Source organism: Actinomyces oris (assembly GCF_006546825.1).
GTDB classification, from domain to species: domain Bacteria; phylum Actinomycetota; class Actinomycetes; order Actinomycetales; family Actinomycetaceae; genus Actinomyces; species Actinomyces oris.
In genome coordinates this window covers 16,006-30,581 of sequence record NZ_VICC01000007.1, presented here as the reverse complement: position 1 = coordinate 30,581, position 14,576 = coordinate 16,006, and the positions used below count along the sequence as shown (strand labels likewise).

Here is a 14,576-nt window from a genome sequence, read left to right as displayed (position 1 = left end):
TTCGGCATCCTCCGTTCGCGGAGAATCCTCACGGTTCGTAGATATCTACAGCCCGGCGAGCGTCCGGAGGTCTCGACGCCTCAGTCACGCTCGAAGCGCAATCGGAAGAACTACCGATGCATCCCCCATGCTCACCCCTATTTTCTGTCTTAGGTTGACCCCATGAACGACGTCCGCATCGATACCCCACGCGGGATCACCCTGGCCGGCACCCTCCAGCTGCCTACCGGAGCCGCCCCCATCGATCTGGAGGTTTCTACGACGTCGGAGGACACCCAGCCCCCACAGGCGCGACCTGAGGGCGTGGTCCTGCTGGCGCACGACTTCCTCACCGACCGTCACGGCCAGAGCGGGCGCCTGGACTGGATCGGTGCCCGTTACCGCGAGGCGGGTCTGGCCACGCTCAACCTGGACTTCTCGGGTCTGGGTGAGTCCGACGACGACGTCATCACGCTGGCGGGCGAGGCCGAGGACCTGCGCGCGGCCTCCAGCTGGCTGGCCGGCCTGGGCTTCACCCGGCAGATGATCCACGCCAACGGTTTCGGGGCGACGGCGGCGCTTCTGGCGAGGCCCGAGCATGTGCGCACGGCGGTTCTCGTGGGGGCCATCGTGGGGCCGCAGTCGATCCTGTGGGAGGAGATCTTCTCCCCCGAGCAGCTCGATGAGCTCGCCCAGCACGGGCTGACGCGCCTGGTGGATGACAATCCCAACTCCCGCGAGTGGAACGTCCTGTCCAAGGAGACGCTGGCGGACTTCTCCATGCAGGATCCGCAGCGCACCCTGGCGGACCTGCCCTGGCCGGTGCTCATGGTGCACGGGGTGCTGTCCAACGAGCTGCCCGACACCGCTGAGGCCACCGCCGAGGGCTTCCCGCTGCTGCCCGACTCCAGCCAGATGGTCCATGTCCACGCCGAGTCCCTGGAGCAGGCCCAGGAGGAGGTCGCCCGCCTGAGCGTGGAGTGGGCGCAGCGCCGCCTGCGCTGAGCGGCCGCCCGGCTCCTTGTGCCAGGCGGCGGCATCGCCGTCGGCGTGCGCGAGGAGGGCTGGGGCGGATCAGGACGGGCGGTAGGCCTTGACGGCACCGTTCTCCTCGAAGGTGATGAGGAAGTCGCCTTCGGGTCTGTAGCCGGCCCAGTTCCCTAGCGGGAGCGGTATGGGGCTCTCACCGGTGGACATGTCGACGAGGTGCAGATCTGTCTCAGCTTCGCTCTTGTGCTCGAAGAAGACGCCGATTTCCCCGTCTCCGGAGTGGTGGACGCCCTGGATGGGCACGCCCTGGCAGCCGCCGACGCCGGGGAACTTCACGGACAGCGAGTTGTCCTCACCGAGGTTGATTCTCTGGCCTGCCACCGTGATGGACGTGCACTCCTTGTCATCCTTGTTGATCGAGTAGGTCGACGGCGCCCAGGAGGTGTCGCCGTTCTTGAGCCAGGCGCGCGCCTGGTCGAGGGTGAAGTCCTGGGGCGACCACGGGTAGTCGGTGAAGTCCTCAGGAACGCCTACATCAAAGGTCTCCTTGACCGAGCCATCGGGGTTGATGAGGGTCACGGTATCGGGCCGCCCCGAGGACGGGGGCTGGAGGTCGAAGAGCATCCAGCCGTTCTGCAAGGCAGTGGGCGAGGTGGACATCGAGGCGCCCTCAATCGGGGAGGCCTGGCCGGTGTTGAGGTCGACATGCAGGTACTGCGTCTGCCTCCCCCAGAAGATGCTCGCTACCGCATAGTGGTCGAAGCGGGGCGAGATGGTGGCGTTCGCAGAGCCGGGGTCGTCGAAGGGGAGCTTCTTCTGCCAGAGGCGCTGCTTGGAGGCGGACCACATGGTGCAGGTTGCGCCTTCGCAGGAGATCGCCTTGTCTCCGTTGATGGCGACCGAGGCCCCCGCCTCCCAGGGAGCATCCTCGTGCTTCTGGGAACCGAGGTCGACGAGCTTGCCTGCCTCGACCAGCTTTCCGTTCCATACGTCGAGGGAGTACGACTCGGCCTCTGACTCGAAGTCCTCCTCCCACAGGAGCTTGGGGGTCTTGCTCGTCAGTGAGAACACCTCGACATGCACCTGACTGTCTTCGGAGACCGCCCGGATGACATAGTCGCCGACGTGCTCGACCGAGACATGCCCCTCACGGCCGGGCTCGTTCTTGGGGGCATCGAGAGCCCAGACCTCCTCGTAGCCCTTGGCCCAGGCCTTGGTCCAGCCCGATGTCGGCTTCGTCAGGTCAGCCCGAGCCCCGCCTCGGACATGCAGCCACCAGTAGGCTGCTCCCCCTCCGGCAACCGCGAGGACCAGCACGACCACGACCGCCACGATGACGGCGGTGCGCCGTCTGCGCTTGTGCGCCCCGCCGTCGGGGGCACCCGGATAGGCCGGACCTGCCTGGTACGACGCCGGCGCCCCTGTCGGGAGGTAGGGAGCCTGGGCCGGCTGCTGCATGACCGGCTGACCGGGAAGGCCGCCCGCCGCAGGCGGATTCTGCCAACCCACCGCATCCTGAGGACCGTAGGGAGCCGGGACGGCCTGAGAGGCCTGCGGACCGTAGGGAGGCTGAGGCCCGTAGGGAGGCTGAGACCCGCCAGCACCGTGCGGGAAGGGCCCCGAGGAGTGGCCCGGCCACTGGGGAGTATCCGTCATGTCGGTGAGTATTTCACGCGGGGCCCCCACCGGCTCGGCCTTTGGCCGGCGGTCCTGTCGCGGGGTGATCGGGCGAGGGGCGCGCATGGGGGACAATGGGCCACCTATGGAACAGGGCGAGCACCTCACGCAGAACCAGGGCGACGATCACGCCGGGGGCCATCGCGGCCAGCAGGACAGCGACCTCGGCGCGCGCAGCACCGAGAGCACTCAGGCGCCCGCTGACGGGCCGGCCGGGCACGCCGCCGACCCCGCACGAGGCGGCGCACCGGACCAGCAGAGGCAGCATGCCCCGCGCGGTGGCGGCAGGCGTCGGGGCCGGCGCCCGGGTCGCACCGAGGGCAGGCGCCGCAACGCCTGGAAGGGCTACTCCCCCGAGCAGCTCGCCGCCCGCGCCGCCGGCGTCCCGACGATCGTCTACCCCGAGGAGCTGCCGGTCTCCGCCCGCCGCGAGGAGATCGCCGCCGCCATCGCCGAGCACCAGGTCGTCATCGTCGCCGGTGAGACCGGCAGCGGCAAGACCACCCAGCTGCCCAAGATCTGCCTGGAGCTGGGTCGGGGCGTGACCGGGATGATCGGCCACACCCAGCCGCGGCGCATTGCCGCGCGCAGCGTGGCCGAGCGCATCGCCTCCGAGCTGGGCACCCCGATCGGGCGTGACGGCGTCGTCGGCTACCAGGTGCGTTTCACCGAGGAGGTTGGCGAGAACACCCTGGTCAAGCTCATGACCGACGGCATCCTGCTGGCGGAGATCCAGTCCGACCCCCAGCTGCGCCGCTACGACACGATCATCGTGGACGAGGCCCACGAACGCAGCCTCAACATCGACTTCATCCTGGGCTACCTGGCGCGTCTGCTGCCCCAGCGCCCCGACCTCAAGGTCATCATCACCTCGGCCACCATCGACTCAGAGCGCTTCGCCGAGCACTTCGGCCGCGAGCAGATCGGCGGCCGCGGGCAGCCCTTCACCGTTCCCGCCCCGGTCATCGAGGTCTCCGGGCGCACCTACCCCGTTGAGGTGCGCTACCGCCCACTGGCTCCCGACGACGCCCCGCCCGCCTCCGACGACGCCGGCGGTGAGCCGGCCAAGCCCACCGCCGCCCAGCCCGGCCCGGCGGGACCCGGCGAGCTGAGCGAGGCCGAGCTGGAGGCCCTGACCTCCCCCGACCCGGCGGTGCGCGCCGCGGCCCGGGCCCGCCGCGAGGCCATCCGCTCCGGCGCCAGCCCCACCGCGCTCACACCCCGCAACCAGGGGGCTCGCGGCAAGGGCCGGGGCCGGGCCGGCTCAACGACCGCCGAGTCCGGGGAGCCCAAGGATCAGGTGACCGGGATCCTCGACGCCGTCGACGAGCTCCTGGGGGAGCCCAGCGGCGACATCCTCATCTTCCTGGCCGGCGAGCGCGATATCCGCGACACCGAGGCGGCCCTCATCGACCACCTGGGGGCGCGCTACACGCCCGACGGCCGCTCGCGCACACCGGGGGCCATCGAGGTCATCCCCCTGTACTCGCGCCTGAGCGCCGCCGAGCAGCACCGGGTCTTCGAGGCCCACCAGGTGCGCCGCATCGTCCTGGCCACGAACGTGGCCGAGACCTCCCTGACGGTTCCCGGGATCCGCTACGTCGTCGACCCGGGCCTGGCGCGCATCTCCCGCTACTCCAACCGCACCAAGGTTCAGCGCCTGCCGATCGAGCCGGTCAGCCGGGCCAGCGCCAACCAGCGGGCGGGCCGCTGCGGGCGCGTGGCCGACGGCATCGCCATCCGCCTGTACTCACAGGCAGACTTCGAGGCGCGCCCGGAGTACACCGAGCCGGAGATCCTGCGCACCTCGCTGGCCAGCGTCATCCTGCAGATGGCGGCCCTGGGGCTGGGGGCGGTGGAGGACTTCCCCTTCCTGGACGCCCCGGACTCCCGCCAGGTCCGCTCCGGCCTGCAGCTGCTCACGGAGATCGGCGCCATCGAGCCGGCCGGGGCCGCCTCCGCCCGCTCCGACGACGCCCTCGACCGGGGCCGGCGCGGGCCGCGCCTGACGGAGATCGGGCGGCGCCTGGCGCGCCTGCCCATCGACCCGCGCCTGGGGCGCATGCTCCTGGAGGCCGGTGAGCTGGGCTGTGTCGGGGAGGTCATGGTCATCGTGGCGGCCCTGTCCATCCAGGACGTGCGCGAGCGCCCGGCGGACAAGCAGGAGGCCTCCGACGCCCTGCACCGGCGCTTCGCGGACCCGACGAGTGACTTTCTGACCTACCTGAACCTGTGGCGCTACCTGCGCACGCAGAGCCGCGAGCTGTCCGGCTCGGCCTTCCGGCGCATGTGCCGGGCCGAGTTCCTGCACTACCTGCGGGTGCGCGAGTGGCAGGACGTCCACGCCCAGCTGCGTCAACTGGCCCGACCGCTGGGCCTGGACGCGGCCCCGGTGGAGCTGCCGACGGCCCGTTCGATCCGGGCGGCCACCGAGGCCCTGGAGCCGGGCAGCCATGCCGCCCAGATCGCCAACGGGGGTGTGGCGGCCGCCGTCGTGGCCCTGGGGCGCAGCGCGGACACGCCCGACGCCGACGCGATCCACCGCTCGCTGCTGGTGGGGCTGCTGTCCAATGTGGGGAACTGGGATGAGCGTCGTCGGGAGTACGCCGGCGCGCGCGGGACACGTTTCACGATCTGGCCGGGCTCGGGCCTGCGCCGCAAGACCTATGACTGGGTGATGACCGCCGAGCTGGTGGAGACCTCCCGGCTCTTCGCCCGCACGGTGGCCAAGGTGGACTCGCGGTGGATCGAGCAGGTGGCGGACCGGGCGGGCCTGACCCGCCACGTCTTCGGTGAGCCCTACTGGTCGACCCGCCAGGGGGCGGCCATGGTTCACGAGAAGGTGCTGCTCTACGGGATGACGCTGGTGGCGGACCGGCCGGCGACGCTGGCGAGCGTGGGGACGGACTCGGCCCGCCAGGTCGCCCGGGAGATGTTCATCCGCTCGGGCCTGGTGGAGGGCGGCTGGCACGCCCGCCACGGCTTCGTGGAGCGCAACCGGGAGCTCATCGAGGAGCTTCAGGACGTGGAGCGGCGTCGGCGCGAGCACGGGCTGCTGGCCGACGACGCCGCCCTGTTCGACTTCTACGACGACCGGATCCCCGAGGAGGTGACCTCCGCGGCGGCCTTCGACGCCTGGTGGAAGGAGCAGCGGCGCACCACCCCGGACCTGCTGGACTTCACCCGGGAGCTGCTGCTGCCCGGTGGGGGCGACGCGAGCGGCTTCCCGGACACGTGGGTGCAGGGGGACCTGACCCTGGGCCTGGACTACGTGTTCGAGCCGGGCCACCCCGAGGACGGGGTCAGTGTCCAGGTGCCGGTGGAGGTGCTGGGGCGCCTGTCCCCGGAGGGCTTCGACTGGCTGGTGCCGGGGATGCGGGCCGAGCTGTGCGTGGCTACGATCCGGGCGCTGCCCAAGCGGGTGCGCCGCCAGCTGGTGCCGGCCCCGGACGTGGGCGCCCAGGTGTGGGCGCAGATCGCCCAGGAGTTCCCGACGCCGCCGGGCGCGAGCTGCCCCGAGGTGCCCTTCGAGGAGGCCTTCAGCCGGGTGGTGCTCCGCCTCAAGGGCGTGGAGATCACGGAGGCGGACTGGGCCGAGGCAGCCGAGCGCCTGCCGGATCACCTGGCGATGGGCTTCGCTGCCCTGGATGCGCGGGGCCGGGTCATTGGTCGTGGCCGGGACCTGATTGCGCTCCAGCAGCAGCTGTCGGGCAAGACGGAGGCCGCCGTGCGCTCGGTGGTGCGCGGCGCGCTGGCCCAGGCGATGGCCGAGGCCCAGGAGCGCCAGGGCACGCAGGGCGGGAAGCCCGGCCGCAAGGGCCGTAAGAAGAAGGGCGGGCGGCCAGCTGCCGCACAGCGTCCGGGCGGCACCGCTGGGACCGCAAGAGGCGTGGGAGGCTCAGGGGCCGGTGCTGGAGCCGGCCTGGAGGAGCGCCGGGGCCTGACCGACTGGCCTCGGGGCGTGCCGGGCCTGGGTGACCCGTATGCCTCGACGATCCCGGCCTCGGTGGAGTCGGCGGGCCGGGCCGGCCTGGTGGTGCGCGGCTACCCGGCACTGGTGGCGATTGGGGCCAGGAGCGCGGACTTGAGGATCCTGCCCGACGCCGCCGCCCAGCTGGGTGCTCACGGCGCCGGGGTGACGGCGCTGGCCCTGGCGCGCACAGCCTTGCCGACGGCCCGGGTGACGAGCCGGTGGAGTGCCCAGGAGTCGCTCGTCCTGGCGGCCAGTCCCTACCGGACCACGGAGGCTCTCGTGGAGGACGTGCAGGCGGCTGCCGCGCGGGTCGTGGCCGGGCGCTGGGCGACGTCGGCCTCCGGCTGCGCGCTGGCGGAGGTGCGCGGGCGGGAGGTCTTCGAGGCACTGGTCGGTGTCATGCGCGATGAGCTCGAGGACGAGGTCTACCGGGTGGCCCGGTATGCGGCCGCGGCACTCACGGCGGCCCGGGAGGTGGAGCGCGTGGTGGGTGAGCACACCTCGCTGACTCTGCTGAACACACTCCAGGAGGTGCGCGAGCACGCGGCCACCCTGGTTCCGGAGGGTTTCATCACCGCCACCCCGCCGGAGCACCTGGCGCATCTGGAGCGCTATCTGCGGGCCCTGGCGATGCGGGTGGAGAAGGCGGCCTCATCGCCGTCGGCCGCCTCGCAGGACACTGCCCTGTCCTTCCAGGTCTCCCAGGCCCGGGAGGTGGTGGACAAGGCCCGCGCCAAGGCGGCCTCGCTGCCGGCCGACCCGCAGCGCGAGGCACTCCTGGAGGAGGCCCGCTGGATGGTGGAGGAGCTGCGGGTGAGCCTATTCGCCCAGACGCTGGGGACGAGCCGCAAGGTGAGCCTCCAGCGCATCACCAAGCTCCTCAGCGGCATCTGACCCCGCTTCCGGCGCCCTGCCCCTCGGCTGTCGCCTCTCATCGCACGGCATCAGTGTCATGACCTCATATTTCTAGCCGGCTCAGGCTCCGTCGTCGGCTCGGCATCCAGCGCGCCCAAGCGCCCGGTCTTCTTCCCACAGGCATCGGGCACCCCGCGGGCCAAGCAACGACTCATCGTCCCCGCAGAGGACCCCTCCTCCCTCAGAGGGAGGAGACCGCCCCTACTGCGTTCAGCCACCGGGACGATCACACCGGAGCCCAGCCCTCCTAACCTGGAATCGTTCAGGAAGAACAAAGGCCACGAGCATCTCGAGGACTGACGCACCATGACCACCACTATCGACGCCGCAGCCGGCCCGACCACAGGCGTCAACCGTTTCGAGGCCCTCCAGAAAACCACCCCCGTCTCCCGGGCATCCCGCACCGGACGGCATCGGACCCTGGAGACCGCCGACCGCCCCAGTCGGCCCCACGTAGCCGGACGGCAGTCCTTCGCCGGCGCGGTGCGCGCCGAGTGGATCAAGCTGCGCACCCTGACCTCCACCTGGGTCACATCGGTCATCACGATCGCCATCACGGTCCTGTTCGGCGCGGGCCTGGCCATCGGCTACGCCGGCTCCCCCGATCGGGCCGACCAGGCCAAGACCATGATCGCCGCGGGCTCGGTGCTGGGCATGATCGTCGTCGCCGTCCTGGGTGCCCTGGTGATGACCGGCGAGTACGCCTCGGGGCAGATCCGCTCCTCAATGATGGCCGTTCCCCGCCGCGGGCGTCTGTTCGCGGCGAAGGCGCTCGTCGGATCGGCCTTCTCCTTCGTCCTCGGGGTCCTCAGCGTAGCGCTGGCCTACGCCGCCTCCTCCCCGTTCATGAAGGGCCACGCCGGTTCTCTCACCGACGCCCACTACCTGGGGCTGTTCTGGGGCACCGGCTTGTCCTTCGCAGTCATCTCACTCATGGCCCAGGGGGTCGGTCACCTCACTCGCTCGACGGCGGGCGCCATTACCGTGGTGGTCTCGGTGCTGTTCGTCGTCCCCCTTCCGTTCCAGATGATGGCCGGCCACTGGAAGTGGGCGAACAAGGTCCTGGGACTCCTGCCGGACACCCTGTCCACCGCCGTCTCCGACCCCTTCAGTCTGGCCACCCAGTGGGGACAGGCCGGTACCGCCACCTTCCTCCAGCACTGGCAGGCCATCGCCGTCTTCGCCGCCTGGGCCATCATCCCGATGGTGATCGCCGCAGTCGTCTTCACCCGCCGCGACGCCTGAGCCACCGTCTCACGCGTCCCATCAGACCCTTTCTCCGGTTCCACACAGTCGGCCCCCGCACCCTCTCCCGGTGCGGGGGCCGACGACGTCGATACGTGTTGATCTGCTCGGGTCAGCGCTGGGGCTGGTCATCCCGGTACTTGCGCATCCAGGAGCGTCTGGTCCGGTACAGACGGACCCCCGTTCCCACCAGAACTCCACTCCAGCCAACTGCTAGCGCCCACACCCACGGAGGAATGCCCACAAAATCACCTCCTCTGATGAAAGGACCGCTTATTGCAGTAACCGAAACACCCCCGGGGTACATCGACCTCAAACGCAAATTCGCTTAGGCCCGAAACAGCCCCTACCGGCAGTACAGACAGCGCCTCTCCCTCTGGAAAACCCACCCAACCGACGTCTTGAGACGTCATGACATCCGAAACTCCCAGAAGCCATGAGACAACGCACTGACAGCCCGGATCGTTCAGCGCTGGGGCTGGTCCTCCCGGTACTTGCGCATCCAGGAGCGTCTGGTCCGGTACAGACGGATCCCCGTTCCAAGCGTGATGCTGACCCACATGAGCAACATGCCCCACATCCACTGCGGGATATCCACGGCGCACCTCCCTTCCCGACAGCCGGTCGCCATGCCAAGGCTTCTCAGGCACCATGATATGACCGCCTGCACATTTTGTCCCGGCGCTTTGCTCGTCGAGGCGCCCAGCCTCGCCCCCGCTACAGCACGGCGGACATGAGGCGGCAGACGTTGTCCACGTAGCGGTTGTACCAGGGCTCGGTGGCCCACAGCTCGGGAGTCAGCTCGGTGCAGGCGGCCCGGTAGGCGGCGTCGTTGTTGCGGAGCAGGTCGTCGAGGTCCCCTCCGAAGGCCAGCAGCATGACCTCGTAGTTGAGGGCGAAGGAGCGGAAGTCCATGTTGGACGAGCCGATGACCCCCACCTCGTCGTCAACCGTCATGTACTTCGAATGCAGGACGATCGGAGAGGGGTAGAGGTAGATCCGCACCCCCGCTGCCAGCAGCGCCGAGTAGTAGGAGCGCTGGGCGTGACTGACGATGAACTGGTCGGACTCCTTGCCCACGAACAGCTCGACCTCCACCCCCCGGTAAGCAGCCGACGTCATCGCCGCCAGCAGCGCCTCGTCGGGAATGAAGTAAGGGCTGGTGATGGACACGCGCCGCTTGGCCCCATGGATGAGGGCCAGGAACATCCGCAGGTTCGGCTCAGTGGGGTAGCCCGGCCCGGAGGGAATGAGCTGCATGGCGTTGACGACGGCGCCCGGACGCCCGGGCCTGGGGGCCGGCGTGCCCACCGGGATTCCCGGCAGCCCCGCCATCTCCGGCAGGGTCTCGGCCGGCGTCCCCAGCGCCAGGTCGAAGGCCTCGAGCTGCTCGCCGGCCTCGAAGAACCAGTCCATGGCGAAGACGGCCTGGGCCTCCAGGACGATCTCGCCGGTGACCTCCACCGACAGGTCCTCCCAGCGGCGCCCGGCCCGCACATTGCGCCGGGTCCGGTAGGAGGGGTCGATGACGTTGTGGCTGCCGATGAAGCCCTTCTCGCCGTCGATGACCAGGATCTTGCGGTGGTTGCGCAGGTCCGGGCGGCGCCAGCGGCGCTTGAGCGGCAGCAGCGGCATCATGAGGCGCCAGCGGATGCCGGCGTCGGTCATGCGCTGGCAGAACTGCTTCCAGCCGGGGTACTTGCGGCTGCCCAGGTGGTCCAGGAGGAGGCGCACCGTGACGCCGCGGGCCACCGCGCGCTCCAGGGCGGCGAAGAAGACGTCGGTGACCTCGTCCCAGCTCATGATGTAGAACTCGACGTGGATGTGATCGGTGGCGGAGTCAATGGCTCGGGCCATGGCCTCGTAGGTGCTGCGGGGATCGGCGTGGACGGCCACCACTTCGCCGCTGACGCAGGGCAGGCCGGTGAGCCGGCGGTTCATGCGCAGTGCCCCGGCCAGGTAGGTCGAGGGCCGGGCGCCCTTGGGCAGGTCGGGCATGGAGCGGGTGTAGTCGAGGGTGATCTCGTTGACGGTGTGCTGCTGGCGGCGACGCGTGCCGTGGACCCACGGGCTGCCGATGAGCAGGTAGAGCGGGAGCCCCACGAGGGGCAGCAGGAAGATGAGCAGCAGCCAGGCGGTCGACGACGACGGGCGGCGGTTCTCCGGAACCGTGCCCAGCGCAGCGATCTTAATGAGGTACTCGATGACGACCCAGGTGGTCGCCAGTACCGGCGGCAGCGTCATGCTCGCATCATGTCATGCCCGCCGACTGGTCCCCGCAAAAACGCCTGGGCGCGGACCGGATGGTCCTACGCCCAGGCACTGCGAAGGCCCGCCCCGGTTCACCACCGGGTCGGGCCCTTCGCAACGAGGTCGCTTACCGGTTCCCATTCGGCAGCGGGTCCTCCTTCACCGAAACGCCCGAGCACATTCCCTTGGCTGTGGCCCAGACTCAGTGGTGGCCGGTCAGTGGTACTCCCCAGTACCTCACGGTCGCCACCGTTCAGCGGTGACTATGACTCTGCCGATGCTGTCTGAGAGAAGCCTGGAAATCGCGCATCTAAATGATGACGCTTGATGACGATATGGTCACGGCCTTCCGGGCGGGCTGGCAGCCTCCCTTGAATCCCTTGAAATACTGCGGAATCCACCCCTGCGCGTGGGCGTCCTTAGGCCGACGTCGGAGCGCCGAAGAGGGTCTTGAAGTAGCCGTAGAAGTTCCAGTTGCCCCATGAGGTGCACTGGTCCCCACCGTGGGCGGCAGCCTCATTGGGCTGGAAGGGCGTGTAGTTGTACAGGCCCGCTGTCGCCTGGTTGGCCACCGTCACCTCACCGCTGCCGCACTGCCCGTCGGGCGAGTAGGCGATCCGTGTGGGCCGCTGGGCCACGACGTCGTAGCTGCTCGGGTCGAGACGATAGCGATGGAACTGGGAGGCCGCCCCGTAAAGCTGGGAGGGGAAGCCGGCCCACTGGGGGTCGCAGGCCCCGTGGTCGGGACAGGCGTAGCCGGCAGCGGCCTCGTAGTCGCGTGCGCTCAGGCTCGCACCGGAGGCGGTGAGCAGCCCCTGCTCCTTGTGAATGAGGACCAGGAGCACCTGGGGGTTGATGTCGCAGGCCTGGGAGACCTCCCAGATGACATCGGCCGCGCTGGCGCCGGAGGCGGCCTCGATGCCTCCGGGGCAGAAGGTGCTGGCCTGGCGGGCCGGCACGGAGAAGGTGGCGCCGGCCAGGCACTCGGTGCCGTCACTGCCCGGTTGGCAGCCGGCGTTGACGCGGGTGAGAAAGGCGGCGATCTCCTCGCGTGTCATGGCCTGGGAGTCGTAGAAGACCTCGTCATCGATGATGCGGGCAGCGTTGAAGCCGCTGGCGTCGGGCACCAGGGGCGCGGGCGCAGAAGGTGTTCCGGTATCAGTGGCCTTGCTCCACCCCAGCGCGAGGCCGCCGAGCGAGGAACCGGCGGCACGCAGCACGAGGAGTCCCACTAGGAGCGTGACCAGGAAGGCGGCCAGGACGACGCCGATCGGGCTTTTCAGGAAGGACTGAACGGAGCCGCCCCTGCGCCCCCGCCCCCGTCCGGCACCGGCGCGCAGGAGCCCGAGGCGCCCACGGCCGCCTCGACTCCCCTTCACCTTCCTGGGGCGCTGACTCGCATCCTCCCGCCGGGCGCGGTCAGTGCCGCGCTGCGCGGCTGGGCGGGCGCTGCGCGGAGCTCGTGCGGGCTGGGGCGAGCCGGTTCCTGCGGTGCTTCGTTGGGGCCGCGAACGTCGGCCGGAGGGATGGTGGGACATCGGCGCCATCGTGTCACATCACGGGCCGACGCACGGCCCGAAGCGGCCCGGGCCTCCCGCGGCGAGTATCCGATCAGGATCTGGCGGGAGGCGATGCGCCCCACAGCGCCGCCGTCGGCCGGGTGAGTCCGCCGTCGCATACCGTGGGGCCGTGAATCTGCCCGATGTCCTGAGCCTGGCGCGCTCCCTCATGAAGGAGGCCGACGTCGGCGACTGGGACCTGGCCTTCGACCGGGCGCGCCGGCGGGCCGGCCAGACGGATCATGCTCGACGTCGGATCACGCTCAGCCGCCACCTCATGAGCCTGTACGACGAGGCCCAGGTCCGCGAGACGATCCTGCACGAGATCGCCCACGCCCGCGTCGGCCCCCGCCACGGGCACGACGCCGTCTGGGCCGCCGAGGCGACCCGGTTGGGGGCGACAGGGCGTCGACTCATTGACCCTCAGGCCCCGCGGCTCCGGGGACGCTGGGTGGGCAGGTGCCCGGCGGGCCATGAGGTGGACCGCATGCGCCGTCCGGCCTCACCCGTCTCGTGCTCGCGCTGCGCCCCTCGATTCAGCCTGGAGCACCTCCTGGCGTGGAGCCTCGACGGCGAGTCCGTCCCCCACGATCGGATCAGCGAGCGCTACAGCCGCCGCCTGAGGCTGGCTCATATCCAACCACCGGACGATCCCGCAGGCTCCTCCAGGACACTATCGTCCTGACCACCACCATCGCCCGCCACCCCGTGAAGGAGCAGCTCATGATCGTCACCACCACCCCCACCGTCGAGGGATACCCCGTCACCCAGTACCTGCGAGTCGTGTGCGGCGAGACCGTCGCAGGAGTCAACTTCCTCAAGGACATGGCCGCGGGGTTCCGAAACTTCGTGGGAGGCCGTTCCCAGTCCTACGAGGAAGAGCTGATCCAGGCCCGGGAGACGGCCCTGGCGGAAATGGTGCAGCGCGCCCAGGAGCTCGGCGCTGAAGGCGTCGTCGGCGTCGACCTCGACTACGAGACCCTGGGGACGGACAACGGCATGCTCATGGTGACCGCCTCAGGCACCGCAGTGCGGTTCTCCCCTGTCTCCTGAGCGAAACTGAGCCCCAGCCCCATTCAGGGGAAGGCTTGAGTCACCGAAACAACCCGCCCGCGAATTTCCCAGATTTTTCCCAGGGATCTGTCCCTCGTCCTCACAGGGTGAGGGCGTTACATAGTAGTCACCGCCGGACAGGGACGGTCTCGAGGGTTGGGGAGCCCGATGACAGATCGCTCCTCTGAGATGGAGTCGGGTCATAGGGAGCCTGGCATCATCGTTCCGGCGAAGGAGGAACCGCCTCCTCGGGTGCATGGGACCCCGGGTCGCAGGTGGGACCTCGCGAGGCTTGGGCCCGCGGTTCGGACTTCCGAACCGCGGGCCGAGTCCTTTCTCGGCCCCGTCGGGTATGCCCCGTCTGCTTCCCGTCCCGCTCTCGCGCTCTCAGAGAACTCGTGGGGACCGCGGCCGACCAAGCGCGTCAGGATAAGGGCATGACTGACTCCGCCGACTCAGCACAGCCCGTCTTCTCCCGTCGCTCCACTGCTCGGGTGAGCACGGACCGCCCCTCCCGCTACGGCAAGCAGCTGGCTTCTCACATGGGCCGCAAGATCACCACCACGTGGGATGAGGCCTCACAGACCGGCTCCCTGATTTTCGACCGTGAGGGGGCCGCCACCGGCGCCGTCGAGCTCTCCTGTCACGATGACATCCTCCAGCTCGACCTGGCCGCCGGCGACGCGCACCTCGAACGCCTCGAGCAGGTCACTGGAATCCACCTGGCCCGCTTCGGCGCCAAGGAGGGCCTCGTCGTGAGCTGGATCCGTCAGGACGGGGCCCCCGGGACCACCCAGGGGCCGCTGACTCCGGAGGATCTCGAGCGCATGCGCGCCGAACGCGAGGCCCGCCAGGCCTCGTCGTGATGAAGCACCGCTCGGTCGTACCTTAGGTCGCGAGGTCGTACCCTTACCCCTCGACTTCGAGGCATAGGG

Annotated in this window: 10 protein-coding genes; 6 read left to right on the top strand and 4 right to left on the bottom strand. The window is 69.8% G+C overall.

The annotated features are described in order from the left end of the window. Positions 1–162 precede the first annotated feature (162 nt). On the top strand, positions 163–984 hold the full coding sequence (locus tag FK267_RS10935; RefSeq protein ID WP_141407217.1) for an alpha/beta hydrolase family protein: 822 nt from the start codon (positions 163–165) through the stop codon (positions 982–984). 69 nt (positions 985–1,053) lie between these two features. Here FK267_RS10935 and FK267_RS10930 read toward each other — a convergent pair whose 3' ends face one another. Further along, the gene (locus FK267_RS10930) at positions 1,054–2,625 is read right to left on the bottom strand and encodes a hypothetical protein (RefSeq protein ID WP_232622446.1); all 1,572 of its coding nucleotides are present in this window, start codon (positions 2,623–2,625) and stop codon (positions 1,054–1,056) included. A gap of 106 nt (positions 2,626–2,731) precedes the next feature. On the opposite strand from FK267_RS10930, the gene FK267_RS10925 reads away from it, so the two are divergent. Beyond that, positions 2,732–7,513 (top strand): DUF3418 domain-containing protein, encoded by a 4,782-nt coding sequence (locus tag FK267_RS10925; protein ID WP_141407216.1) that lies wholly within the window; start codon positions 2,732–2,734, stop codon positions 7,511–7,513. 327 nt (positions 7,514–7,840) lie between these two features. After that, positions 7,841–8,779, top strand: coding sequence for an ABC transporter permease subunit (locus FK267_RS10920; protein ID WP_081379397.1), 939 nt, complete (start codon positions 7,841–7,843; stop codon positions 8,777–8,779). A gap of 466 nt (positions 8,780–9,245) precedes the next feature. On the opposite strand, the gene FK267_RS13755 is transcribed toward FK267_RS10920, so the two are convergent. From FK267_RS13755 to FK267_RS10905, 3 genes are all read right to left on the bottom strand, one after another. After that, positions 9,246–9,377, bottom strand: coding sequence for a hypothetical protein (locus FK267_RS13755; RefSeq protein WP_256694815.1), 132 nt, complete (start codon positions 9,375–9,377; stop codon positions 9,246–9,248). Positions 9,378–9,496: 119 nt separating this feature from the next. Then, positions 9,497–11,023 carry a phospholipase D-like domain-containing protein gene (locus FK267_RS10915; protein WP_075379098.1) on the bottom strand — a complete coding sequence of 509 codons (1,527 nt, stop codon included), beginning with the start codon at positions 11,021–11,023 and terminating at the stop codon, positions 9,497–9,499. A 425-nt stretch (positions 11,024–11,448) separates the two neighbouring features. Then, positions 11,449–12,567, bottom strand: coding sequence for a hemagglutinin (locus tag FK267_RS10905; RefSeq protein WP_232622447.1), 1,119 nt, complete (start codon positions 12,565–12,567; stop codon positions 11,449–11,451). Positions 12,568–12,718: 151 nt separating this feature from the next. Between FK267_RS10905 and FK267_RS10900 the strand changes: the two genes are divergently transcribed. The 3 genes from FK267_RS10900 (at position 12,719) to FK267_RS10890 (ending at position 14,507) form a co-directional block, all read left to right on the top strand. Then, entirely contained in the window at positions 12,719–13,273 is a 555-nt protein-coding gene (locus tag FK267_RS10900) for a SprT-like domain-containing protein (protein WP_141407215.1), read from the top strand. Positions 13,274–13,311: 38 nt separating this feature from the next. Next, positions 13,312–13,641: a heavy metal-binding domain-containing protein gene (locus FK267_RS10895; RefSeq protein ID WP_003787857.1), complete on the top strand. Its 330-nt coding sequence runs from the start codon at positions 13,312–13,314 to the stop codon at positions 13,639–13,641. A 437-nt stretch (positions 13,642–14,078) separates the two neighbouring features. Beyond that, the gene (locus FK267_RS10890) at positions 14,079–14,507 is read left to right on the top strand and encodes a DUF2218 domain-containing protein (protein WP_141407214.1); all 429 of its coding nucleotides are present in this window, start codon (positions 14,079–14,081) and stop codon (positions 14,505–14,507) included. Positions 14,508–14,576 lie beyond the last annotated feature (69 nt).

Bases quoted from the DNA above. Each gene is read 5' to 3' on its own strand.
- FK267_RS10920 (WP_081379397.1), top strand. From the start codon at position 7,841: ATGACCACCACTATCGACGCCGCAGCCGGCCCGACCACAGGCGTCAAC.
- FK267_RS10930 (WP_232622446.1), bottom strand. From the start codon at position 2,625: ATGACGGATACTCCCCAGTGGCCGGGCCACTCCTCGGGGCCCTTCCCG.
- FK267_RS10925 (WP_141407216.1), top strand. From the start codon at position 2,732: ATGGAACAGGGCGAGCACCTCACGCAGAACCAGGGCGACGATCACGCC.
- FK267_RS10905 (WP_232622447.1), bottom strand. From the start codon at position 12,567: ATGTCCCACCATCCCTCCGGCCGACGTTCGCGGCCCCAACGAAGCACC.
- FK267_RS10895 (WP_003787857.1), top strand. From the start codon at position 13,312: ATGATCGTCACCACCACCCCCACCGTCGAGGGATACCCCGTCACCCAG.
- FK267_RS10915 (WP_075379098.1), bottom strand. From the start codon at position 11,023: ATGACGCTGCCGCCGGTACTGGCGACCACCTGGGTCGTCATCGAGTAC.
- FK267_RS10890 (WP_141407214.1), top strand. From the start codon at position 14,079: ATGACTGACTCCGCCGACTCAGCACAGCCCGTCTTCTCCCGTCGCTCC.
- FK267_RS10935 (WP_141407217.1), top strand. From the start codon at position 163: ATGAACGACGTCCGCATCGATACCCCACGCGGGATCACCCTGGCCGGC.